At 64.8% G+C, this 21,497-nt stretch carries 21 protein-coding genes; 17 read left to right on the top strand and 4 right to left on the bottom strand.

Annotation, left to right across the window (positions count from 1 at the left end; translation table 11 throughout):
• Positions 1 to 327, bottom strand: a 327-nt coding sequence (locus Q8R73_RS01770) for a carboxymuconolactone decarboxylase family protein (protein WP_305717833.1), incomplete at its 3' end; no start/stop codon positions are given.
• A 133-nt stretch (positions 328 to 460) separates the two neighbouring features.
• On the opposite strand from Q8R73_RS01770, the gene Q8R73_RS01765 reads away from it, so the two are divergent.
• Complete coding sequence (locus Q8R73_RS01765; RefSeq protein WP_305717832.1) at positions 461 to 1,708, top strand: MFS transporter; 1,248 nt, start codon at positions 461 to 463, stop codon at positions 1,706 to 1,708.
• 209 nt (positions 1,709 to 1,917) lie between these two features.
• Complete coding sequence (locus Q8R73_RS01760) at positions 1,918 to 3,132, top strand: multidrug effflux MFS transporter (RefSeq protein WP_305717831.1); 1,215 nt, start codon at positions 1,918 to 1,920, stop codon at positions 3,130 to 3,132.
• Here Q8R73_RS01760 and Q8R73_RS01755 read toward each other — a convergent pair.
• Positions 3,129 to 4,388, bottom strand: coding sequence for an adenylate/guanylate cyclase domain-containing protein (locus Q8R73_RS01755; protein ID WP_305717830.1), 1,260 nt, complete (start codon positions 4,386 to 4,388; stop codon positions 3,129 to 3,131). The two genes, Q8R73_RS01760 and Q8R73_RS01755, sit on opposite strands and share 4 nt — an antisense overlap.
• A 193-nt stretch (positions 4,389 to 4,581) precedes the next feature.
• Between Q8R73_RS01755 and Q8R73_RS01750 the strand changes: the two genes are divergently transcribed.
• From Q8R73_RS01750 to phnE (Q8R73_RS01720), 7 genes are all read left to right on the top strand, one after another.
• On the top strand, positions 4,582 to 5,454 hold the full coding sequence (locus tag Q8R73_RS01750; RefSeq protein WP_305717829.1) for a helix-turn-helix domain-containing protein: 873 nt from the start codon (positions 4,582 to 4,584) through the stop codon (positions 5,452 to 5,454).
• 10 nt (positions 5,455 to 5,464) lie between these two features.
• Complete coding sequence (locus tag Q8R73_RS01745; protein WP_305717828.1) at positions 5,465 to 6,508, top strand: ArsJ-associated glyceraldehyde-3-phosphate dehydrogenase; 1,044 nt, start codon at positions 5,465 to 5,467, stop codon at positions 6,506 to 6,508.
• A 5-nt stretch (positions 6,509 to 6,513) separates the two neighbouring features.
• Positions 6,514 to 7,743 (top strand): organoarsenical effux MFS transporter ArsJ, encoded by a 1,230-nt coding sequence (gene arsJ, locus Q8R73_RS01740; RefSeq protein ID WP_305717827.1) that lies wholly within the window; start codon positions 6,514 to 6,516, stop codon positions 7,741 to 7,743.
• A gap of 218 nt (positions 7,744 to 7,961) precedes the next feature.
• Complete coding sequence (phnC, locus tag Q8R73_RS01735) at positions 7,962 to 8,735, top strand: phosphonate ABC transporter ATP-binding protein (protein WP_305717826.1); 774 nt, start codon at positions 7,962 to 7,964, stop codon at positions 8,733 to 8,735.
• A 1-nt stretch (position 8,736) separates the two neighbouring features.
• Positions 8,737 to 9,672: a phosphate/phosphite/phosphonate ABC transporter substrate-binding protein gene (phnD, locus tag Q8R73_RS01730; protein ID WP_305717825.1), complete on the top strand. Its 936-nt coding sequence runs from the start codon at positions 8,737 to 8,739 to the stop codon at positions 9,670 to 9,672.
• Positions 9,673 to 9,677: 5 nt separating this feature from the next.
• Positions 9,678 to 10,580 carry a phosphonate ABC transporter, permease protein PhnE gene (gene phnE / locus Q8R73_RS01725; RefSeq protein ID WP_305717824.1) on the top strand — a complete coding sequence of 301 codons (903 nt, stop codon included), beginning with the start codon at positions 9,678 to 9,680 and terminating at the stop codon, positions 10,578 to 10,580.
• Positions 10,581 to 10,604: 24 nt separating this feature from the next.
• Positions 10,605 to 11,444, top strand: coding sequence for a phosphonate ABC transporter, permease protein PhnE (gene phnE / locus Q8R73_RS01720; protein WP_305717823.1), 840 nt, complete (start codon positions 10,605 to 10,607; stop codon positions 11,442 to 11,444).
• Positions 11,445 to 11,531: 87 nt separating this feature from the next.
• Here the strand turns inward: phnE (Q8R73_RS01720) and chrA (Q8R73_RS01715) are convergent, their stop codons facing one another.
• Positions 11,532 to 12,734 carry a chromate efflux transporter gene (gene chrA, locus Q8R73_RS01715; protein ID WP_305717822.1) on the bottom strand — a complete coding sequence of 401 codons (1,203 nt, stop codon included), beginning with the start codon at positions 12,732 to 12,734 and terminating at the stop codon, positions 11,532 to 11,534.
• A 256-nt stretch (positions 12,735 to 12,990) separates the two neighbouring features.
• Here chrA (Q8R73_RS01715) and Q8R73_RS01710 point away from each other — a divergent pair, with 256 nt between their 5' ends.
• The 8 genes from Q8R73_RS01710 (at position 12,991) to chrA (Q8R73_RS01675) (ending at position 20,155) form a co-directional block, all read left to right on the top strand.
• Positions 12,991 to 13,308, top strand: a complete 318-nt coding sequence (locus Q8R73_RS01710) for a helix-turn-helix transcriptional regulator (protein WP_305717821.1) — start codon at positions 12,991 to 12,993, stop codon at positions 13,306 to 13,308.
• A 49-nt stretch (positions 13,309 to 13,357) separates the two neighbouring features.
• A complete protein-coding gene (locus Q8R73_RS01705; protein WP_305717820.1) occupies positions 13,358 to 14,719 on the top strand; it encodes an FAD-dependent oxidoreductase in 1,362 nt (453 codons plus the stop codon).
• 62 nt (positions 14,720 to 14,781) lie between these two features.
• Positions 14,782 to 15,951 (top strand): MFS transporter, encoded by a 1,170-nt coding sequence (locus Q8R73_RS01700; protein WP_305717836.1) that lies wholly within the window; start codon positions 14,782 to 14,784, stop codon positions 15,949 to 15,951.
• The gene (locus Q8R73_RS01695) at positions 15,948 to 17,123 is read left to right on the top strand and encodes an MFS transporter (RefSeq protein WP_305717819.1); all 1,176 of its coding nucleotides are present in this window, start codon (positions 15,948 to 15,950) and stop codon (positions 17,121 to 17,123) included. Before Q8R73_RS01700 ends, Q8R73_RS01695 begins: the two co-directional genes overlap by 4 nt.
• 38 nt (positions 17,124 to 17,161) lie before the next feature.
• Positions 17,162 to 17,344, top strand: coding sequence for a hypothetical protein (locus Q8R73_RS01690; protein ID WP_305717818.1), 183 nt, complete (start codon positions 17,162 to 17,164; stop codon positions 17,342 to 17,344).
• Between the two features lie 103 nt (positions 17,345 to 17,447).
• A complete protein-coding gene (locus Q8R73_RS01685; protein WP_305717817.1) occupies positions 17,448 to 17,819 on the top strand; it encodes a hypothetical protein in 372 nt (123 codons plus the stop codon).
• A gap of 126 nt (positions 17,820 to 17,945) precedes the next feature.
• Positions 17,946 to 18,764: a sulfurtransferase/chromate resistance protein gene (locus tag Q8R73_RS01680; RefSeq protein ID WP_305717816.1), complete on the top strand. Its 819-nt coding sequence runs from the start codon at positions 17,946 to 17,948 to the stop codon at positions 18,762 to 18,764.
• A complete protein-coding gene (gene chrA / locus Q8R73_RS01675; RefSeq protein WP_305717815.1) occupies positions 18,761 to 20,155 on the top strand; it encodes a chromate efflux transporter in 1,395 nt (464 codons plus the stop codon). The genes Q8R73_RS01680 and chrA (Q8R73_RS01675) overlap by 4 nt, the downstream gene beginning before the upstream one ends.
• 244 nt (positions 20,156 to 20,399) lie before the next feature.
• On the opposite strand, the gene Q8R73_RS01670 is transcribed toward chrA (Q8R73_RS01675), so the two are convergent.
• Positions 20,400 to 21,314 (bottom strand): cation diffusion facilitator family transporter, encoded by a 915-nt coding sequence (locus Q8R73_RS01670; RefSeq protein WP_305717814.1) that lies wholly within the window; start codon positions 21,312 to 21,314, stop codon positions 20,400 to 20,402.
• Positions 21,315 to 21,497: the final 183 nt, after the last annotated feature.

The following is a 21,497-nucleotide window of genomic DNA, read 5'->3' as shown; positions in this document are numbered from 1 at the left end:
GTCAAAAACGTCTTCGCCGTAATCGCCACGCTCCACGGCATCGATCTGGGGCTGGGTGACGCCGACGCCGAGCGCGATCGGCACATGCTGGCGCCACTCATAGGCGCCGCCTTCGAGGTGCGCGACCTGCAGAATCAGCAGTTCGCGGTTCACCGGGCTGAGCTTCTGCTTGTGCAGGATGGAATTGCCGAGCCGCATCGCCGGGATCATGTTGGCTTTCGCATGCGCCATCATGCGAAAGATGTTCAGCTTCACCGGCATCCTGTCGAAGGATGCGCGGATATCCCCGCTGGTGGTTTCCGGATCAATCAACGGCAGTCTTGCCACGCGTGCCTCCCCCTGGCTTTTTTTGGCTTCCTGTCGAGGAATAGCACAGCGATCGGACTGTCGGGAAACGGGTGGCATGGCCGTCCCGGGGACAAGACAGTGGCGGCCTGTCGATTTGTCAGGAAGCCACACCATGCCCGCGCTCGACCAAACGCCTCGCCTGCCAAAAACCTTCAACCGGCTGGCTTGGTCCAATCTGGCGGCGCAGTCGGCCGAGCAGATCGCGCTGGCGGCCGCTCCCATCGTCGCCGTCCTCCTGTTCGGGGTCGGCGAGGGCCGGACCGGCCTGCTGCAGACCGCGCTGACGCTGCCATTCATCCTGTTCGCGATCCCCGCCGGCCTGCTTGCCGACCGCATGTCGCGGCGCCGGCTGATGGCGGGCTCGGAAGCTTTGCGCGCGGCGGCACTGGCCGCCATTCTCGGGCTGATCTGGCTCGACGGGCTGACCCTGCCGCTGCTGGCCCTGCTCGGCTTCGTCGCGGTGTGCGGTACCGTCGTCTACAGCGTGGCGGCGCCGGCGCTGGTGCCGGCGCTGGTGACACCGGGCCTGCTGCCGTCAGCCAATGCGCGGATCGAACTCGCACGCACCGTGGCCTTCGCCAGCGGCCCGGCGCTGGGCGGCGCGCTGGTGGGTTGGACGGGGGCTGCCCCCGCTTTCGGCGTGGCCGCTGCGCTTTCCGTGATCGCGGTGGTGACGCTGTCGGGCATCCATGAGCCGGCCCGTGCGCCGGTGCCGCGCCGCCATCCGCTGCAGGAGATCAGGGAAGGCGCCGCTTTCGTGCTGCATCATCCGCTGCTGCGGCCGGTGTTCGTCACCCAGTTCATCTTCAACACCGCGTCATTCCTGCTGCTGGCCGTGTTCGTGCCCTATGCGGTGCGCCGGCTCGGAGTGTCGGCGACCGGCGTCGGCCTCACACTCGGGATGTACGGCGTCGGCATGGTGGTCGGCGCGCTGCTGGCGACGCGGGTGATGCGCCGCCTCAGCTTCGGCACCGTGATCGGGCTCGGACCGGCCACCGGTTTCGCCGCAGCCTGCGTGATGGCGCTGACCACGGTGATCCCTTCACCATGGCTGGCGGCGTTCAGCTTTTTCCTGCTCGGCGCCGGCCCGATCCTGTGGGTGATCTCGACCACCACGCTGCGGCAGTCGGTGACGCCGCCGTCGCTGCTGGGCAGGGTCTCCGCAATCAACATCATGAGCTATGGCGCCCGTCCGCTCGGCTCGGCGCTCGGCGCCCTCGTCGGCGGTGTCTTTGGCGCAGAGTCCTGCCTCTATCTGGCCGCCATGATCTTCGGCGCCCAGGCGCTGGTGATCCTGCTGTCGCCCGCGGTGTCGCTGACGCGGCAGCCGGACATGGTCGGAGAGCCGGCGCAGGCATAGCCGCACCGTCGGCACGCCGACTCTCAAAGCCCAACGTCCCGTTATTGGGATGATGCGCAGCATCAGACCCGAAATCTTGAGATTCCGGGTTCCATGCTGCGCATGGCCCCGGAAGGACGGTTGCCTTTTTGCATCCCTGCTCCGTCCAAACCAGGTGTCCCGTTCCGCATTGTATGATATACATCATCCAAACCACCGCGGGAGTTCCGATGGCCGACCAGACCGTAGCGATCGACGCAGGCCCGCGCCCCGAGGCCTCCTCCACCGTCCTGCAGATCGCGGTGCTCGCCACGCTGGCCGCAACCGGAACGCTCGCCACCAACATCCTGCTGCCCTCGCTGCCGCAGATGGCGGCGTCGCTGCAGGTCTCGACCGCCGAAGTGACGGCATCGATCACCGTGTTCCTCGCGGTATTCGCGCTCGGCCAGCTCGTGGTCGGGCCGATCTCGGATCGCTACGGCAGGCGCTGGCCGGTGCTGGCGGGCTTTGCGGTGTTCATCGCCGGCAGCATCTGGTGCGGCCTTGCCACTGATCTCTCCAACCTGCTGATCGGCCGCGTCATCCAGGCCGCCGGCGCCTGCTCGACCTCGGTGCTGTCGCGCGCCATCGCCCGCGACCTGTTCACCGGCCCGGCGCTCGGCCGCGCCATGGCGCTGATCATGATCGCGATGGCGGCGGCGCCCGGCTTTTCGCCGCTGCTGGGCGGCGCACTCGATCAGGCTTTCGGTTGGCGTTCGGAATTCGCCTTTGTCGGGATCTTCGCAGCCATCGCGGCGATCGCCTATGCAATGGTGCTCGGCGAAACCCATCATGCGACGCGGACGCCGCTCAACCCGCGGGCGATCGCCTCAAACTATCTTGGCCTGATCGCCGACCGCCGCTTCGTCGTCCCGGCCGCGACCGTCAGCCTGATCATGGGTGGACTGTTCGGGATATTTTCCGCCGCCCCCCGCGTGCTGATCGAAGGCATGGGATTCACCCCGATCGAACTCGGCCTGTTCTTTGCGGGCACCGTCCTGATCGTGTTCGCCGCCGGCATGCTGGCGACCAGACTGGCGCCGCGCCTCGGGCTCGACCGCGCCATCCGGATCGGTCTTGTGCTCGCGGCCACCGGCAGCATCGCCATCCTGCTGGTGTCGCTGTTCCATGCCAGCTTCCTGCCGTTCCTCGCCGGGATGTGCGTGTTCCTGCTCGGCATGGGCATCGTCAATCCGCTCGGGACGGCACAGGCGCTATCGCCGTTCGGCGAAAAGGCCGGCGCCGCCTCGGCGCTGGTCGGCTTCTGGCAGATGATGAGTGCCGCGATCGCGGTCTGGCTCGCCGCCACGGTATCGCATGACGCGATGTTCGCGCTCGGCAGCGTGCTGACGGTGGCGGCACTGGTGGCGGTTGCGCTCTACACGATGCGGGCGAAGCAGATCTAGCCCGCCAGATACCGCTCATAACTGCCGGCCACCACCTCGTCCGCGGCAATGTCGGGATCGAGGGTGTAGAGATCCTGTGCGCGGCTGATGCCGCGCAGCGCGAACCGGCCGGTGGACACCAGATATTTGCGCCCGGTAGCGTCGAGGCCGCTGCGAAACTCCGACGACGTCAGCAATTCGCGATCCACCGAGCGGCACATCGAGGCGATCCGGCTGACCTCGTTGACCGCCGGTCCCACCACCGTGAAGTCGAGCCGGTCGTCGCTGCCGATATTGCCGTAGAACACCTCGCCGACATGCAGGCCGACATGGGCCGTTGTCACCGGCCGGCTCCCGGCGGATCGCTTCGCATTGAGGGCCTTCATGTTGTGCCGGAAGCGATGCTCGGCCCGCAGCGCCGCGCGCCGCGCCACCGTCATATTTGCGTGGGTGAACATCGCCAGCACGCCGTCGCCGATCAGTTTCAGCACCTCGCCGCCGGCATCGTGAATAGCGTCGATCGAGGCTTGCGCATAATCGTTGAGGAACGGGATGATCACGTCCGGTCCGATGCTTTCGCTGATCGCAGTGGAACCGCGCAGATCGGAAAACCACAGCACCGTGTTGATCCGCTCGGTGACGCCGCGCGAAATCTTTCCGCGCAATACCTGTTCCGACGCGTCGCGTCCGAGATAGACCCGGCCCAGCGTCCGCGCGATATCGACCTGCGCGGCTGACTTGATCGCGAGGCCGAGCACCGGCACCAGGTCGCGCAGGGCGGCGAGGCCCTGATCGCCAAAACCCTCATCACGCCGGGTCGTCCAGGTCGAGTAGAAGCAGTCCATCTGACCCATGGTACCGGCTTCACCGAACCGGTGCACGAAGGCCACGAAATGCTTGTGACCCTTGGCGGCGAGATCCTCGATCATCGAAAAGTCGAGCGAGCCGATGTCGGACAGATCTATCGTGATCTCGTCGGTGCCATGCTCGAGCATGTGGAAAAAGGTCGAGCGCCGCCAGTTCTCTGCAGCCGTGCCCTCATTGCTCGATCCGTATTCGAAGACGTCGCGCTCGTTGGTATCGGAATCGTTCCAGCGAAATCCGCGCCCCTCGAAGATCGGATGCAGCGTATCGACGAAGGCGAGACCGCGCGACAGGTCGAGCCCGCCTGCCCGGCACCGCTCGCAGAAACCGCGAACCAAATCGTTCTCGGGCAGGCCGGTCAGCCCCTGGCGGACCAGCCAGTTCATCAGACGCAGGCGGGACGTAAGTTCCATGGGCACATTATGCCCGCAATCGGTCTGACGAACATTCTTTCGAATTATGTCTTGATATGTCGACAGATAGATTAACAAATACCGGTATTTTCGATCATTTTCCTATCTTTTGGGGTCTTTTGTCACTAAATTGTCATCAGATAAGTCCAGAGATATCGACATGAATTCCAGATCGACCTCCCGGAAAGCTCCAATGGACGAAGGCAATCGCGAAGCGGTAGCCATCGAAGGCTTTGGATCGCTGGCGCAGCCGACCCGGCTCGCTGCGGTTCGCCACCTCCTCGCGGTCCACCCGCAAAGTCTGCCGGCCGGCGAGATCGCCCGGCTCTGCGACGTGCCGCACAACACGATGTCGACGCATCTGGGCATTCTCAGCCGCGCGGGTCTGATTTCAGCCGAGAAAGACGGCCGCTCGATGAACTATCGGGCCGACGTCACCGGCTTTCGGGGCCTGCTCGAATTCCTGTCGCAGGACTGCTGCCACGGGCGGCCGGAACTGTGCGGGGACGCTTTCGATCTGCCATCCCAAATCATCGCCACGGAACCGACGGAGAAGTTCATGACGCCCGCATTCAATGTCCTGTTCCTGTGCACGCAGAATTCCGCCCGGTCGATCATGGCCGAAGCGCTGCTCGAGAAGATCGGCCGAGGCCGTTTCCGGGCCTATTCCGCCGGATCGAATCCGGCCAGGCAGCCGGTTCCGGAGGTCATCGACCGGCTGACGGCGCTCGGCCACGACGTGTCGCGCCTGCACTCCAAATCATGGGACGAATTCAGGGGACCTGACGCTCCCCGCATGGACTTCATCATCGCCCTCTGCGACGCACCCAATAATCAGTTCTGTCCTGATTTCGGCAATCAGTTCGTCACCGGCGCCTGGCCCCTGCCCGACCCGGCGCTGTTCACGGGATCGCCGACCGAGCGCACCACGCTTCTGAACGAACTGTACGCGATGATCCGGCGCCGGATCGAGATCTTCACCAGCCTCCCCTTCGACTCGCTGGACCGCATGGCGATCAAGGCCCGCCTCGACGAGATCGGCGATACCATGCGCGAAGCGCCCTGAGGGAATCGAGATGAGAGTTGGCATCAATGGCATGGGCCGGATCGGCAGGCTCGCGTTGCGCGCGGCGCTCGGCGGCATCCATCGTCCCCAGAGTGATCCCCGCGCCGGCAACCGACTCGAGGTCGTGCATATCAACGAGCTGAAGGGCGGCATCGCGGCGACCGCGCATCTCCTCGAATTCGACAGTATTCACGGACGCTGGCACGAGCCCGTCGCGGTCGAAGCCGATGGTGTCGTCGCCATTGGCGGGCAGCGCATCGGCTTCAGCGAACAGGCCGGCCCCGGCGACATCGCATGGGGCGATCTCGGCTGCGACGTCGTGCTGGAATGCACCGGAAAATTCCTCAAGCCTGATCAGTTGCAGGCCTATTTCGACCGGGGCGTCAAACGGGTGATCGTGGCTGCTCCCGTCAAGGACGAAGCCGCCCTCAACATCGTGGTCGGCGTCAACGACCAGCTCTACGATCCGGCCCGGCACCGGCTGCTGACGGCGGCATCCTGCACGACGAACTGTCTGGCGCCGGTCGTGAAGGTCATCCATGACGCCATCGGGATCAGGCACGGTCAGATCACGACGATTCATAACCCTACCAATACCAATGTCGTCGTCGACGCGCCGCACAAGGATCTTCGCCGCGCAAGGTCGGCCCTGCTCTCGATGCAGCCCACCACGACCGGGAGCGCGACCGCCATCGCGCTGATCTATCCGGAGCTGAAGGGCAAGCTCAACGGTCATGCCGTTCGGGTGCCGGTGCTGAACGCCAGCCTGACCGATTGCGTGTTCGAACTGAAACGTTCGACCACCATCGAAGAGGTCAATCAGTTGTTCAAATCCGCCTCGGAAAGCGTGTTGGCGGGCATCCTGGGTCTGGAGGACCGGGCGCTGGTGTCGGCCGACTACAACAACGATCCACGCAGTTCGATCGTCGACGCGTTGAGTACCATGGTGACCGATGAGACCTTGCTGAAGGTCTACGCCTGGTATGACAACGAGGTCGGCTACGCCTGCCGGATGGTCGATCTCGCCAACATCGTCCAGCGCGCGGGCGTGTAGTTTCCATGGTCCGGAACTACCTCATCGTCACCGCGTCCTATTGGGGCTTCACGCTGGTCGATGGCGCGTTGCGGATGCTCGTCCTGTTCCATTTCTTCCGGCTCGGATATACGCCGTTCACCCTCGCCTTTCTGTTCCTGCTCTACGAGGCGGCGGGCATTGCCGCCAATCTCGCCGGCGGCTACTTCGCATCCCGTTTCGGCATTCCCCGCATGCTCGCGATCGGCCAGGCGCTGCAGATCGCCGGCCTGCTGATGCTGTCGGCGCTCGATTCCGGCTGGGGAGCCGTGGCATCGGTAGCGTGGGTGGTGATCGCCCAGGGCATTGCCGGCGTCGCCAAGGATCTGACCAAGACCGCCTCGAAATCAGCGATCAAGGCAACCTCGGCCGACGGCAGCGGGCAGCTGTTCCGCTGGGTCGCCTGGTTCACCGGTTCGAAGAACGCGATGAAGGGCATCGGGTTTTTCATCGGCGGCCTGTTGCTCGATCTGGCCGGATTTGCGCCGGCGCTGTGGATGATGGCCGCCTTGCTCGGCGTGATCTTCGTCGCAGGCCTGCTTCTGCTGCCCTCGCAGCTCGGCAAGGCCAAGTCCTCGAAAACCATCCGCGAACTGTTCGGCAAATCGCGCGGCGTGAACCTGCTGGCTGCCGCCCGCATCTTCATGTTCGGCGCGCGCGACGTCTGGTTCGTGGTCGGACTGCCGGTGTTTCTCTACGCCAATGGCTGGCGCTTCCTCGAAGTCGGCGGATTTCTCGCGGCCTGGACCGTCGCCTATGGCGGCGTGCAGGCCCTCGCTCCCATGCTCGTCAGCCGCAGTCCGGACGGCCTGAGCCGCGAGGTCCCGGCGGCGCGGATGTGGGCGGCGGTGCTCGCCGCGGTGCCGATCGCCCTGGCGGTCGTCATGCAGACCACCGGTGTCGTCCGCCCCGACCTCATCCTGGTGATCGGACTGGCGCTGTTCGGTTTGCCGTTCGCGGTGAACTCCTCGCTGCACTCCTATTTGATACTGGCCTATGCCGGGTCCGAAAAAGCCGCCGAGGACGTCGGGTTTTACTACGCGGCCAACGCCGCCGGACGGCTGCTGGGAACCGCGCTTTCAGGCGTGCTCTACCAGTTTGCCGGGATCACGGGATGCCTGGTCGGTTCGGCCGTGATGTTGCTGGCGTGCTGGCTGATCACGTTTCTGCTGCCGACCAACCCGGGCCTGTCGCCCGCGCACGAGCAGCCCGCCTGATCGGCGCTGGAGCGCTTCAGGGTCTTCGCAAAGCGGATGCGAGGAAACCGGATCTGCCTCATCGACGGTTGCAAGGACGATCGATGCTCGCGCGGGCACGGTGCATCGGTTTCGAGTGATCCGCCGTCCATTAGTGTGGACAGGTCTCGCCGAACAGGCTCGCCGTAATCGAACTGTCACAAGCCGGCGATACACCTCGTGACGGACAAGGGGTGGCGATGCTGGAAATTAGCAATCTTGCCAAGCAGTTCGGCACAATGCAGGCGCTGGATTCGGTCTCGATCCAGGTTCCTCCGGGACAGTTCGTCGCTGTCGTCGGCTGCTCGGGCGCCGGAAAGTCGACACTGCTGCGACTTATCAACCGTCTGGTCGAGCCCACATCAGGCGCGATCTCGTTCGACGGCCAGAACGTATCGCTGTTGAAGGGTCATCAGCTGCGCGAGTGGCGCTCACGTGCGGCCATGATCTTTCAAGGCTACAATCTCTCTCCCCGACTCGACGTCCTGACCAACGTGCTCGTGGGAGCCAGCACCTCCATTCCGCAGGCCCGCAGGCTGCTGCGGCTGTATACCAAGGCGGAGCGCCTGCGTGCGGCTGCTGTGCTTGACGATCTCGGCCTGGTTGAAAAGGCGTTCGAGCGGGCGGAACGCCTCTCCGGCGGCCAGCAGCAGCGGGTAGCGATTGCGCGCGCGCTGATGCAGAAGCCGAAGCTGATACTGGCGGACGAACCCATTGCGTCGCTCGATCCCCTGAATGCACGCGTGGTGATGGAAACGCTCAGGCGCATCAACGTCGAGCTGGGCATTACCGTTCTGTGCAACCTCCACAGCATTGAAACCGCCCGAATGTACGCAAGCCGCGCCATCGGACTGCGTCAGGGACGGCTGGTGTTCGATGGACCGATCTCTGCATTAACCGACGAGGCAACGTCGGAAATATACGGCGGCACACCCGCCGAAGCAGAAAGCGACGCGCTTTCCGAAGCGGCGTGAGTTGGACATCCCGGATATGAAAGGTGGATCTATGATGCGGTTTGCAACAATCGTTGGCGCCGGCATGGCGCTGATCACTTCCGTCACAATGGCAGCTGCCGCCGACTGGCGCGAGAAATACAAGGAAATCGGCTTTGGCGTCATTCCGGTCGAAACCCAGACCCAGACATCCAGCACCATGGACGGATTCGCCGCCTACGCATCGAAGAAGCTCGGGGTTCCCGTCAAGATTTTTACCGCGACCGAGTTCATCGGCATCAACAACGCCCTGGTCGCGGGCCAAATCCATATGGCATGGACGAGTCCGTCGGCCTATGCCGGCACCTGGCTGGACTGCAAAGGCTGTGTCGAGCCGCTTGTAACCGCCACCGACAAAGACGGAAACCTGGGTTACAACTCCGTGCTGATCGTGAAATCCGACAGCCCTTACCAGAAGTTTGAAGACCTCATGGGCAAGAATGTCGCCCGGACCGAGCCCAATTCACAATCGGGCTTCCTCGTGCCGACGGTCGAATTCGCAAAGATGGGCAAGCCCGTCGAGACCTACTTCAAATCGCCGATCTCCGGAGGCCATACCCAGTCGGTACTGGGCGTTCTCGGCGGGACATACGATGCCGCGTTTACCTGGACGACGAAGGGCGACGGCTACGGGCAGATCCGAACCATGATCGACAAGAATATGCTCAAGCGCGAGCAGATCCGGGTCATCTGGGAATCTTCGATCGTTCCTCCCCCTCCCGTCATTGCCCGCAGCGACCTCCCCGCCGACCTCAAGGCGGAACTGACCAAGCTGTTCGTCGAACTTCACAAGGAAGACATGGCTCTCGCCGAGGCGGTCGCCAAGGGCAAGACGCAGGGCTTCGTCCCCGTCGATCACAAGACGTATGACTCGACCGTCGAAATGCGCAAACAGCTCAAGGATTCGCGCAAGTCCTGATCCGGATGCCGGTCGAGAAAACATTCGGGCCGAAAATGCCTCATCCTTCTGGCCCGCATCAACGTCTGGCGGACTTCGGACTCGCGTCCCAGGCCCGTCAGGCTGCTTCTGTCAGGTTCATCAGCCTGGCGGCGATTGGATTCCTCGCGGCGCTGGCATTCGCCGCCCATGTCAGTCGCTTCGACATCTGGCAACTGATCCACGGAATTCCGCGCGTCGGCGAATTCCTCGGAGGCATGGTACCGCCGATACGCCTGCCAACCCTGTGGAGCGATATCTCCAGCTGGTATTGGGGCCTGGGCAAATGGCTCCGCCTGTTGTTGACCACCGTGACCATGGCCCTCTTCGGCACCGTGGCGGGCACCCTGATCGGCGGCGCCCTGAGCCTGCTCGCCTCGGCAAACATGGGCGTCAGGCCGGCCACGGTCTTTGTGGTCCGGCGGACACTTGAGGTGGCGCGGACCGTTCCGGACCTCGTCTGGGCGCTGATCTTCCTGTTCGCCTTCGGCCTCGGCCCGCTCGCGGGCGTTCTGGCGATCCTGGTTCATACGATAGGCGCCCAAGGCAAGCTGTTCGCTGAAACCAACGAGAATGCCGACATGCGACCGATAGAGGGCGTGCGGGCATCCGGCGGAACCTGGATCGATGAGATCGCGTTCGGCCTGCTGCCGCAGGTCATGCCGAATTACGTTTCCTATACGCTGTGGCGCTTCGAGACGAACATTCGGAGCGCAACCATCATCGGTTTCGTCGGCGCTGGCGGCATCGGCATGGAATTGTACGAGTCCATCAGTCTCAACTATTTCGATGATGCGGGCGCAATCCTGATCATCGTGTTTCTTGCCGTTACGCTCATCGACATGGCGAGCGAAGCGCTTCGGCTGCAAATTACCGGCCACGCCGCCTGACCCGGCAGGAAGGAACGGTTGACGTTGTCATTGACCCTCGAAGCATTGCCCGGCGCCCGCGCGGCCTACCTGGAAGCAGCGATACGGCGCCCGCTGAGCAGACGGATCAAGAGAGTCCTGTTCGCAGCCCTTGCGAGCGCGATCCTCGTGTACTCTGCCTGGGTCTGCGAGATCTTCTCTCCGAAGCTTTTGGCTGGACTTCCCAAGCTCGGCAACGCGCTGCTTCTGATGCTGTCGCCGTCGGGGTTTCAGTACCTTCCGGAATTCCTCTGGGGCCTTCTCGAAACAATCTCGATGGCATTTCTCGGAACGCTCATCGGCGCGGTTTTGGCGGTTCCCCTGGCGATCCTGTGCTCCAGCAAGACATTTCCCATTCGCATTCTGCAATTTGGCTTTCGACGCTTTTCCGACGCCTTGAGAAGTTTCGACCACCTGATCTGGGCCCTGGTCTTTGTCCGGGCAATCGGACTGGGTCCGATCGCCGGAATCATGGCCATTGCGCTGGTCGATCTCGGCACGCTGGCGAAACTCTACTCCGAGGCCATCGACAATGCCTCGAAGGGTCCCGTCGAGGGCGTGCGGGCGGCCGGGGGGACATGGCTTGACGAAATCCGCCTCGGCATTCTGCCGCAGGTTCTTCCCGTCATGCTTTCGGCCACCCTCTACATGTGGGAGTCGAATACACGGTCGGCGACGATCCTGGGCGTCGTCGGGGCCGGCGGCATCGGCTATCAATTGGCCGATCGCCTTCGGGTTTACGAATTCGGACAGGCAAGCCTGATCATCATACTGATCGTTGTGGCGGTTTCCGCCATCGATAAACTCTCGGCGTGGCTTCGCTTCCGCCTCATCGGCAGCGCCTGATCCGGATATTTGTTTCGCGGCAGCGAGCGCCGCTCCGCCACCGCGGCTGTGCGTTACCGCATGGTGGAAGTCTCGGCGGAATGGCGTTCAGGTCAGACGCGACACCACGCCGGCGCCGGCCAACAGCAGCACCACGACCCATGGCGGCACTTTCCAAACCGTGAGCAGCAGAAAGCCCGCGAGTGCGAGCGCAAAATCGCGCGGGGTCAGAACCGCGCTGGTCCAGACCGGGTTGTAAAGAGCCGCCCCGAGAATACCGACCACGGCCGCGTTGGTGCCGCGCATGGCAGCCTGGGCGGCGGGCCGTGTGCGCATCGCATCCCAGAATGGCAGCATGCCATAGACCAGCAGCATGCCCGGAAGCAGCAACGCGACGAGGGCAATGGCGGCACCGGCAAGGCCGTTCGGCGGAGGTCCGGTTACCGCACCGAGATAGGCGGCGAAAGTGAAGAGCGGCCCCGGCACCGCCTGCGCCAGTCCATAGCCCGCCAGGAAGGCCTCGGTGCTGACCCATCCGGGTGTCACGACTTCAGCCTGAAGCAGCGGCAGAACGACATGGCCGCCGCCGAATACGAGGGCGCCCGACCGGTAGAATGCATCGAACAGCGCGAGCGCCTGCGAACCGGTCGCCGAAACGACGAAGGGAACGATCAGCAGCAATGCGGCAAAGAGAACCAGCGCGATGACGCCGGCTCGCCGGGTGACCGGAAAATGCAGATGCCCGGAAACCGGCGCGACCTCTCCCCGGCAGAGCCAAAGGCCCGCACCTGCGCCAAGCACGATCGATGCGATCTGCCCGAACGATCCCGCGAAAAAAACAACGATCGCGATTGCGGCAAGTGCAATGCCGGCCCGGGTTCGATCGGGTGTGAGGGTTCGCGACATGCCCCAGATGGCCTGGGCCACCACCGCGACCGCGACCAGCTTGAGGCCGTGCAGAAAACCTTCGGCAACCGGTCCCGTGAATGCGGCGGCGCCCATCGCAAAGGCGAACAGGATCACGGCCGAGGGAATGGTGAAGGCGAACCACGCGGCAAGGCCCCCCAGCAGACCGTTGCCGCGCAGTACGCCGAGGCAAAAGCCGACCTGGCTGGAGGCGGGCCCGGGGAGAAACTGACAGAGCGCGACCAGGTCGGCATAGGCGGCCTCATCGAGCCATTTGCGGCGTACCACCAATTCATCGCGGAAGTAGCCGAGATGTGCGATCGGCCCGCCGAACGACGTCAGGCCGAGTTTCAGGAACGCGATAAAGACTTCACCGACGCTTCCCGAGACCGCCCTGGTACTCATCCGAAAGAATCCCCCTGCCGGATGTCGGCGCTTGATCGCTTCGCTCGTGAAGTAACGGACGCGGGCCGTTTGCCAGACCACGTCGCCGCTGGCCAGCTTGGTGCCCTCGGAGTGCGAACGATACCGGGAACCGGTCATGGGGCCAAGCGCGTTCCGCATTGTGTCACACGCCGCTGGCATGACCGGGCGCAAACTATATTTCTATCATTCTAGAAATATAGTTGACAACCAGGATGAAATCCGGCAATCTTGCATCATGAAACTCGATGACGCCGCCGCACATCTGGAAGCCCTCGGCAATCCGACCCGGCTGAAAATCTACCGCGCGCTGGTTCGCGCCGGGGATGCCGGGCTGCCTGTCGGCCGGCTGCAGGACAAATTGAAGATCGCGCCCTCCACCCTCTCCCATCACATCAAGGCGCTGATGGTGGTCGGACTGATCAGCCAGGTGCGGGAGGCAACGACGCTGGTTTGTCATGCAAACTACGACGTGATGCGGGGACTGGTGGATTTTCTGGTCGCCGAATGCTGCAGCGGTGTCGCCGAATGCAAGGACACCAAGACCGCCGCCTGATCTCGCGCGGCGCATTATTTCGATACTTCTAGTTTGACAGGAGGATACCATGAACCAGGCAAAAACCGTCACGATCATCGGAGCCGGCCCGGTCGGGCTGGCCGCGGCCGCCCATCTGCTGGAACGCGGGCTGAAGCCAATCGTGCTCGAGGCCGGCGACAGCGTCGGTCATTCGGTGCGGCAATGGGGCCATGTGCAGCTGTTCTCGCCATGGGAATACAATGTCGACCGCGCCGCGGAACGCCTGCTCGCCGCGACCGGCTGGAATTCTCCCGAGCCCGAGCAGTATCCGACCGGCAATGAGCTTGTAGAGCGCTATCTCGAGCCGCTCGCGGCCAAGACGACGCTCGCGAGCCACATCTATACCTCGGCTCGCGTCACCGACATCAGCCGCGTCGGCTTCGATAAGCTCAAGAGCAAGGGCCGCGAAGCCGCCCGCTTCGAGCTGCGCTATCAGAACGGGCAAGGCCCGAAAAGCATGCGGGCCGATGCCGTGATCGATGCGTCCGGCACCTGGCATTCGCCCAATCCGGCGGGCGCCAATGGCCTGCGCGCCACCGGCGAGACCGAGGCGGCCGGCAGAATTGCGTATGGCATGCCTGACGTGCTGGGCAAGGACCGCGCACGCTATGCCGGCAAGACCGTCGCGGTGCTCGGCGCCGGCCATTCGGCGATCGGCACACTGACCGATCTTGCCAGGCTCGCGACCGAGGCGCCGGAAACCAGGCCGGTCTGGCTGTTGCGCGGCAACGATCCCGCCAAGGCCTTTGGCGGCGGCGCCAACGACAAGCTCGCCGCCCGCGGCGAACTCGGCGCCACCTTTGCCGCGCTGGTCGCGGCCGGCCGGATCCAGGTCGAGAGCGAATTCCGGGTTTCGCACCTTGCCGCCGACGGCCCTCGCCTCACCGTCGCCACCGGTGCCGGCAGTTGCTGCCGCCAGGTGGTGGTGGACGAATTGATCGTGGCCACGGGCTTCCGGCCGGATCTCGATTTCGTCCGCGAGCTGCGCATCCAGCTCGATCCCGCGATCGAGTGCCCGGTCGCGCTGGCGCCCCTGATCGATCCCAACGAACACAGCTGCGGCACGGTGCGGCCGCACGGCGCGCGCGAGCTGGCGCAAGCCGAACCCGGCTTCTATTTCGCCGGCATGAAGTCCTATGGGCGCGCGCCGACCTTCCTGATGCTGACCGGCTACGAACAGGTGCGATCGATCGCCGCCGAGCTCGCCGGCGACCATGAAGCCGCTTCGCGCGTCGAACTGGTGCTGCCGGAAACCGGCGTCTGCAGCCGCGTCGATGCACCCGGCGCAAGCCAGTGTTGCGGCGGACCGGCACCATCGGCCGTTGACGCCTGTTGCGTCGCCGACGCAAATGCCAAACAAGAAGGAAAAGCCGGATGCGGCTGCGGCTAGCGCGGTCCGAACGGAGATAGGTGAGTCAGATTCCGCTGGAAGGCCGATCCGTCATCGTCGCGATGTGCCTGGGGCAACTCGGCAGTCTGCTTCCGCACGTCGTGGTGTCGTCGGTGCTCGCCGCGTTCCTGATTCCGGAATGGCAGTTGAGCGGCGCCCAGGCCGGCCTGCTGGCGGGCTCCGGCGCCGCCGGCTACATGCTGACCGTGCCGGTGCTGGCGACGCTGACCGACCGGATCGATGCCCGCAAGATCCTGATCGCGGGCTCGGCGGTCAGCGCACTCGGCACCCTGCTGTTCGGGCTGTTCGCCACCGGACTCTGGACCGGCGCGCTGTGCAATGCGATCGCGGGGATCGGTTTCGCCGGCGCCTATATGCCCGGCCTCAAGGCGCTGACCGACCGCCTGGCGCCAGGCGATTCTTCCCGCGCCATCACGTTCTACACGTCGAGCTTCTCGTTCGGCGTCGGCCTGTCGTTCCTGGTCTCGCAACTGGTTGCGGACAGTTTTGGCTGGCGCAGCGCATTCTTCGTCACCGCCCTTGGTCCGATCGCGATGCTGGGCGTCTGCCTGCTGTTGCGGCCAGTACCGCCGAAACCGGCGCAGGGCCGCCTGCTGGATTTTGCGCCGGTGTTCCGCAACACCCGGGCGATGGGGTTCGTGCTCGGCTATGGCGCGCATTGTTTCGAGCTCTATGGCATCCGGACCTGGCTGGTGGCGTTCTGGACCTTCGTCATCGCCAGCAACGGGCAAAGCTCTGTGTTTTCGCCGATCGTCGTCAGCGTCGTATTCACGCTGCTGGCGATGCCCGCCAGCATTCTCGGCAATGAACTGGCGCTGAAGTACGGCCGGCATCGCGCCATCACGGCCGTGATGCTGAGCTCCGCTGTCGTGGCCATGCTGATCGGCGTATTTTCAAACCAGTCGCCCTTGCTGTTGCTGCCGCTGATGCTGGTCTATGCCATCACGGTCCCGGCCGACTCCGGCGCATTGACGTCGGGCATGTCGATGGCGGCGCATCCCGATTATCGCGGCGCCACCATGGCGGCGCATTCCACCGTCGGCTTCAGCCTGTCGGCGCTCGGCGCCTGGGGCGTCGGCGTCGCGCTCGACCTCGCCGGCGGGCCGCTCAGCGCCACCGCCTGGATGGCGGCATTCTCGGTGCTGGCCGCCGGGATCTTGCTGGGGCCGGTGGCGCTATACTGGTCCCGAACCGCAGCACCGCAATCATGACGCCGCCCCAGCTTCCGATCGTCCTGGCGCTCGGCACGACGCAGACGCTGGCATGGGCCTCGAGCTACTACCTTCCCGCGATCCTGGCCGATCCGATCGGGCGCGATCTCGGCGTTTCCTCGAACTGGATCTTTGCCGCCTTCTCGGCGTCGCTGGTGATATCGGCCCTGCTCGGCCCGCGGGTCGGCCGGCAGATCGATCTGGTCGGCGGCCGGTCGGTGCTGTCGCTTTCAAATGTGACGCTGGCTGCCGGCCTCGCGCTGCTCGGCCTCTCCTACTCGATTCCGGTGCTGGTGATCGCCTGGCTGCTGCTCGGCGTCGGCATGGGTGCAGGCCTGTACGATGCCGCCTTCGGCGCGCTGGGACGGATCTATGGCGACGCCGCGCGCCGCTCGATCACCGGCATCACCCTGCTCGCGGGATTTGCCTCCACCGTCGGATGGCCGCTCACCGCCCTTGGACTGGAGACGATCGGCTGGCGCAACACCTGCTTTGCCTGGGCCGCCGCGCACATCCTGATCGGCCTGCCGCTCAACTTCTTCATGCTGCCCGCCGTGAAGGGCGCCAAGGCGGCCGTGGCGACGGCCGTCAAGCCGCACATCGCGATCGACCGCACCATGATCCTGCTGGCGTTCGCCTTCGCGGCGGCCTGGACCGTGACCGGCGCGATGGCCGCGCATTTGCCGCGGATCCTGGAAGCCGCGGGCGCCACCACGCTGCAGGCGGTGGCCGCCGGTGCGCTGATCGGCCCGGCGCAGGTTGCCGCCCGGGTTTTCGAAGCGAGTTTCCTCAGCCGCTATCATCCGCTGGTTTCGACCCGCCTTGCCTGTCTGACCCACCCGATCGGCGCCGCCATCGTCGGGCTGGTCGGCGGCCCCGCGGCCAGCGCGTTCGCGGTCTTTCACGGCACCGGCAACGGCATCCTGACCATTGCGCGCGGCACGCTGCCGCTGGCGATCTTCGGCCCTCAGAATTACGGCTACCGGCTCGGCATCATCGGCGCGCCGGCGCGGATGGCGCAGGCCGCCGCCCCGTTGGCGTTCGGCCTGCTGATCGACCTGATGGGCAGCCGGGTCCTGATGGTCTCCTCCGCGCTCAGCCTGTCGGCGCTGCTGGCGCTGTTCCTGCTGAAGAAGTCGCCGCCGCCGCCAAGAGACATGCTCGACGGATAGGGCTTCCCATCCCGCGCCGTTTCGCGCAAAACCAACGCATGGACAACGACACCGGCCCGATCCGACGTTTTGCGCGGTGGGCAATCACACCGCCGCAATCCTATGCGGTTTATTTGCTGGCTCTCCTCGTGGTGGCGGGATCGTCGTTCTATGCCGGGAGCCTGGCGCCGAAGAAGCCGACCGGGCTCGGACCTCCGCCGGTGTCGGCCCCGCGCAACTGAAATCCCGGACGCCGGCGCCCCCGCCCAAATTTGAGTTCCAACGACCGGAACAAATTGCGCGCTGCCGCTTAATAATCCCAAGCCGTTGCGCTGGAGATTGCGGATGCCAAGAACTGGCTCGAATGTACCCTATGGGGCGGATCAGACCGTCTATCTCGTCGTCGACCGCCAGGGCCGGCAAGGGGCGGTCTATTGCGAGATCGAGATCGAGCGGACCGACACCGAAACCATCGTCGCCGACCTCCTCGCCGGGCAGTTTCATGATCCCGTCCGCGTGACCGCCTACAACACGCTCGAACACTGGTCGCGGGACATCTCGAGCGATATCGCCGCCGAAATCCAGACTCGCTGCGACATCGAGGGCACGGCCGTACCGGGGCATGTCGAGGACTTCGTTCGCCACCACATCAATCCCGTCCCCCAAAATTCGCGGCGTTCTCAAGAGCGCGCGCCGGTGTTGACCCCGGTCGGTTAGGTTCGAAACGTCGGCACGTTGACACCCCGCGCAGGTTTCGTTGTAATGGGGCGATGGGGACGTTGCGATCTCCCCACGAGGCGTCATGCCCAAGTATCGCGTCCCGTATCTCTCACGAGGGCGCCCATGTCATCCTTCACAACGATATCTGCCGACAAACTCGCACGCCTGATCGGCACCGCGAGCACCCCTGCCTTGATCGATGTCCGCACCGACGAGGATTTTGCCGCCGATCCCCGGCTGATTCCCGGCTCTGTCAGACGAAACCACCAGCAAGCCTCCGACTGGGGCCGGGAATTTTCGGGCCGCTCCGCCATCGTGGTCTGCCAGCGCGGCCTGAAGCTTTCCGAAGGCACCGCGGCCTGGCTGCGACATGCCGGATCTTCCGCAGAAGCGCTCGAGAACGGTTTTGACGGCTGGAAGGCCGCCAAGCTGCCGCTGGTGCCGGCATCAAAACTGCCGGCGCGCGATGCGCAAGACCGCACCGTCTGGGTCACCCGGGCGCGACCGAAGATCGACCGCATCGCCTGTCCCTGGCTGATCCGCAGGTTCGTCGATCCGAACGCCGTGTTTCTGTTCGTGACGCCCTCCGAGGTGGTCGCGGTCGGCGAGCGTTTTGCCGCCGTGCCGTTCGATATCGAAAACGTGTTCTGGAGCCATCGCGGCGAACGCTGCACCTTCGACGTCATGGTGGAGGAATTCGGCCTCGCGACCCCGCCTTTGCTGCGGCTGGCGATGATGGTTCGCGCGGCCGATACCGGCCGGCTCGATCTGTCGCCGGAAGCTCCCGGGCTGCTGGCGGCATCGCTCGGGCTGTCGCGGATGTATGATGACGATCTCGAACAGCTCGAGGCCGGTATCGTGCTCTATGACGCGTTCTATCGCTGGTGCCGCGATGCATCGGGCGAAACCCATAACTGGCCCGGCAACAAGGCAAAGCCATGAGCGATACCGTGGCGGCTGAGAAGACCACGGGAGCGGATGCCGGCCACAGCATCAGCTTCGGTGAAGCGTTTCGGGTCTGGCTGCGGGTCGCCGTCCTGAGTTTCGGCGGCCCGGCCGGGCAGATTGCGGTGATGCATCGCATCCTGGTCGAGGAAAAGAACTGGATCTCCGAGAGCCGGTTCCTGCATGCGTTGAACTACTGCATGCTGCTGCCGGGACCGGAGGCGCAGCAGCTGGCGACCTATATCGGCTGGCTGCTGCACCGCACCGCCGGCGGCATCATGGCCGGCGGCCTGTTCATTCTCCCCGGCGTCATCGCCATCATGGGGCTGAGCTATATCTATGCCGCCTTCGGCAAGGTCGGGTTCGTCAAGGCGCTGTTCTTCGGGCTGAAGGCCGCGGTGCTGGCGATCGTGATCCAGGCGGTGGTCCGTCTCGGCAAGCGCGCGCTGCGCAACCGCATCATGGTTGCGCTGGCCGCCATCGCCTTCGTCGCGATCTTCTTCTTCAACGTGCCGTTCCCGATCATCATCATCGCCGCCGGCCTGATCGGATTCTTCGGCGCCCGAAGCGGACGCAGCGAGTTTGCCGCGGTCGGGCACGGCGGCGGCAAGGGGTCGGCGGCGGTCGACGGCATGCTCGGCGACGTCGTGCCCGACCATGTCCGCGCCAGCCTTCCCCGCGCGTTGAAAGTGAGTGCGGTGTGGCTGACGCTGTGGCTGGTACCGGTCGCGGCCCTGCTGATCGCGTTCGGCGAGGCCGATGTGTTCAGCCAGATCGCGCTGTTCTTCTCCAAGATGGCGCTGGTGACGTTCGGCGGCGCCTATGCCGTGCTGGCCTATGTCGCGCAGCAGGCGGTCGAGCAGTATCACTGGCTGCAGCCGCGCGAGATGCTCGACGGGCTCGGGATGGCCGAGACCACGCCCGGACCGCTGATCATGGTGCTGCAATTCGTCGGCTTCATGGCCGCGTTCCGCGATCCCGGCACGCTGTCGCCGATGATGGCGGGCACGCTCGGCGGATTGCTGGCGACCTGGGTCACCTTCACGCCCTGCTTCCTCTGGATCTTTCTGGGCGCGCCCTTTATCGAAACCCTGCGCGGCAACAAGGGCCTCGCCGGCGCGCTCGGCGCCATCACCGCCGCGGTGGTCGGCGTGATCCTCAATCTGTCGATCTGGTTCGCGCTGCACACCGTGTTCCGCGAGACCTGGCCGGTGCGAACGTTCGGCCTGTCATTCGATATGCCGGTGTGGTCGAGCGTCGACGTCGCCGCCCTCGCGCTGGCGATCGCGGCGGCGACCGCCATCTTCCGCTTCAACATCGGAATGCTGACGGTGCTGGCGGGTTCCTGCGCGGCCGGCGTGCTGTTGCGGCTGGCCGGGGTGATTTAAGGTTGGGGCCAACCGGATTCGCAAGCGCGCCATCCAGCAACCGGACTTCGTTGCTGCGCGATGCCCTCTCCGCGTCGTCCCTGCGAAAGCAGGGACCGATAGCCACCGGCGTTGGTGTGACAAAGATTGTTTCCTTCATCGCGCCATAACGAAGGCGCAACGCGGTATGGGTCCCGGATCGGCGTTCGCTTGCGCTCACTTGTCCGGGACGACGCGAAGGCGAGTTTCTCATTCAAGCGCACTCTTACACCACGTCCGCCGGCGCCAGTTTGCACGGTTCGCTGCCGGCCTCGATCTGCAGCGTGGCGTGCTCGATGTTGAAGCGGTGCGAAAGCTCCGCGCGCACGTCCTGCAGGAATGAATCGTCGGTGCCGCCGGGCCGCACCAGATGCGCGGTCAGCGCGGTTTCGTTGGTGCTCATGGCCCAGATGTGGAGATCGTGCACCTCGGTGACGCCGTCGAGTTGCGCGAGATAGTCCCTCACCTCCGCAAGCGCGATGCCTCTGGGCACGCCGTCGAGCGCCAGATTGACGCTGTCGCGCGCAAGGCCCCAGCCGCTCGCCCCCACCACGGCGGCGATTGCGAGGCTGATGGCAGGATCGACCCACAGCCACCCCGTCAGCATGATCAGAAGCGCCGCGACCACCACGCCGGCGGAGACGCCGGCGTCCGCCGCCATGTGCAGATAGGCGCCGCGGATATTGAGATCGCCCTCCCGGCCGCGCATGAACAACAGCGCGGTGGCGCCGTTGATGGCGATGCCGAGCGCGGCCACCCAAACCACCGTCCAGCCCGCCACTTCGGCAGGCGCCCTGATCCGGTCGATGGCCTCGACGGCGATGGCGCCGACCGCGACCAGCAGCAGGCCGGCATTGGCCAGCGCCGCGAGGATCGAAGCCCGCCGGTAGCCATAGGTATGCCGCTCGGTCGGCCGCCTTCGCGCCAGCCATCCGGCACCCCATGCCAGCACCAGCGCAATCACGTCGGAAAAATTGTGAACCGCATCCGAGATCAGCGCCAGCGAGTTGGCGGCATAGCCGAACACCAGTTCGGCCGCGACGAACGCGGTATTGAGCGCGATGCCGACGGCAAAGGCGAAGCCGAAATTATCCGGCGCATGACTGTGCGCGTGGTCGTGACGATCGTGGGGTTGGGCCATGACGCTTGCGATCATTGTGCGGCCGACTGGTTCGGCCGCTTGCGACTATAGCGCGTGAAATGGCGGATACTATTACGGGCATATTCGTCGTCCCTACGAACGCAGGGACCCACCGGCCGTGGTGTTGTGCGCAGTTCCGCATGATCGAGAGGACAACGCGGTATGGGTCCCTGCGTTCGCAGG

Origin of the sequence: Bradyrhizobium sp., from assembly GCF_030697065.1 — a bacterium.
Lineage (GTDB): Bacteria > Pseudomonadota > Alphaproteobacteria > Rhizobiales > Xanthobacteraceae > Bradyrhizobium.
This window is presented reverse-complemented; position numbering and strand designations above follow the sequence as displayed.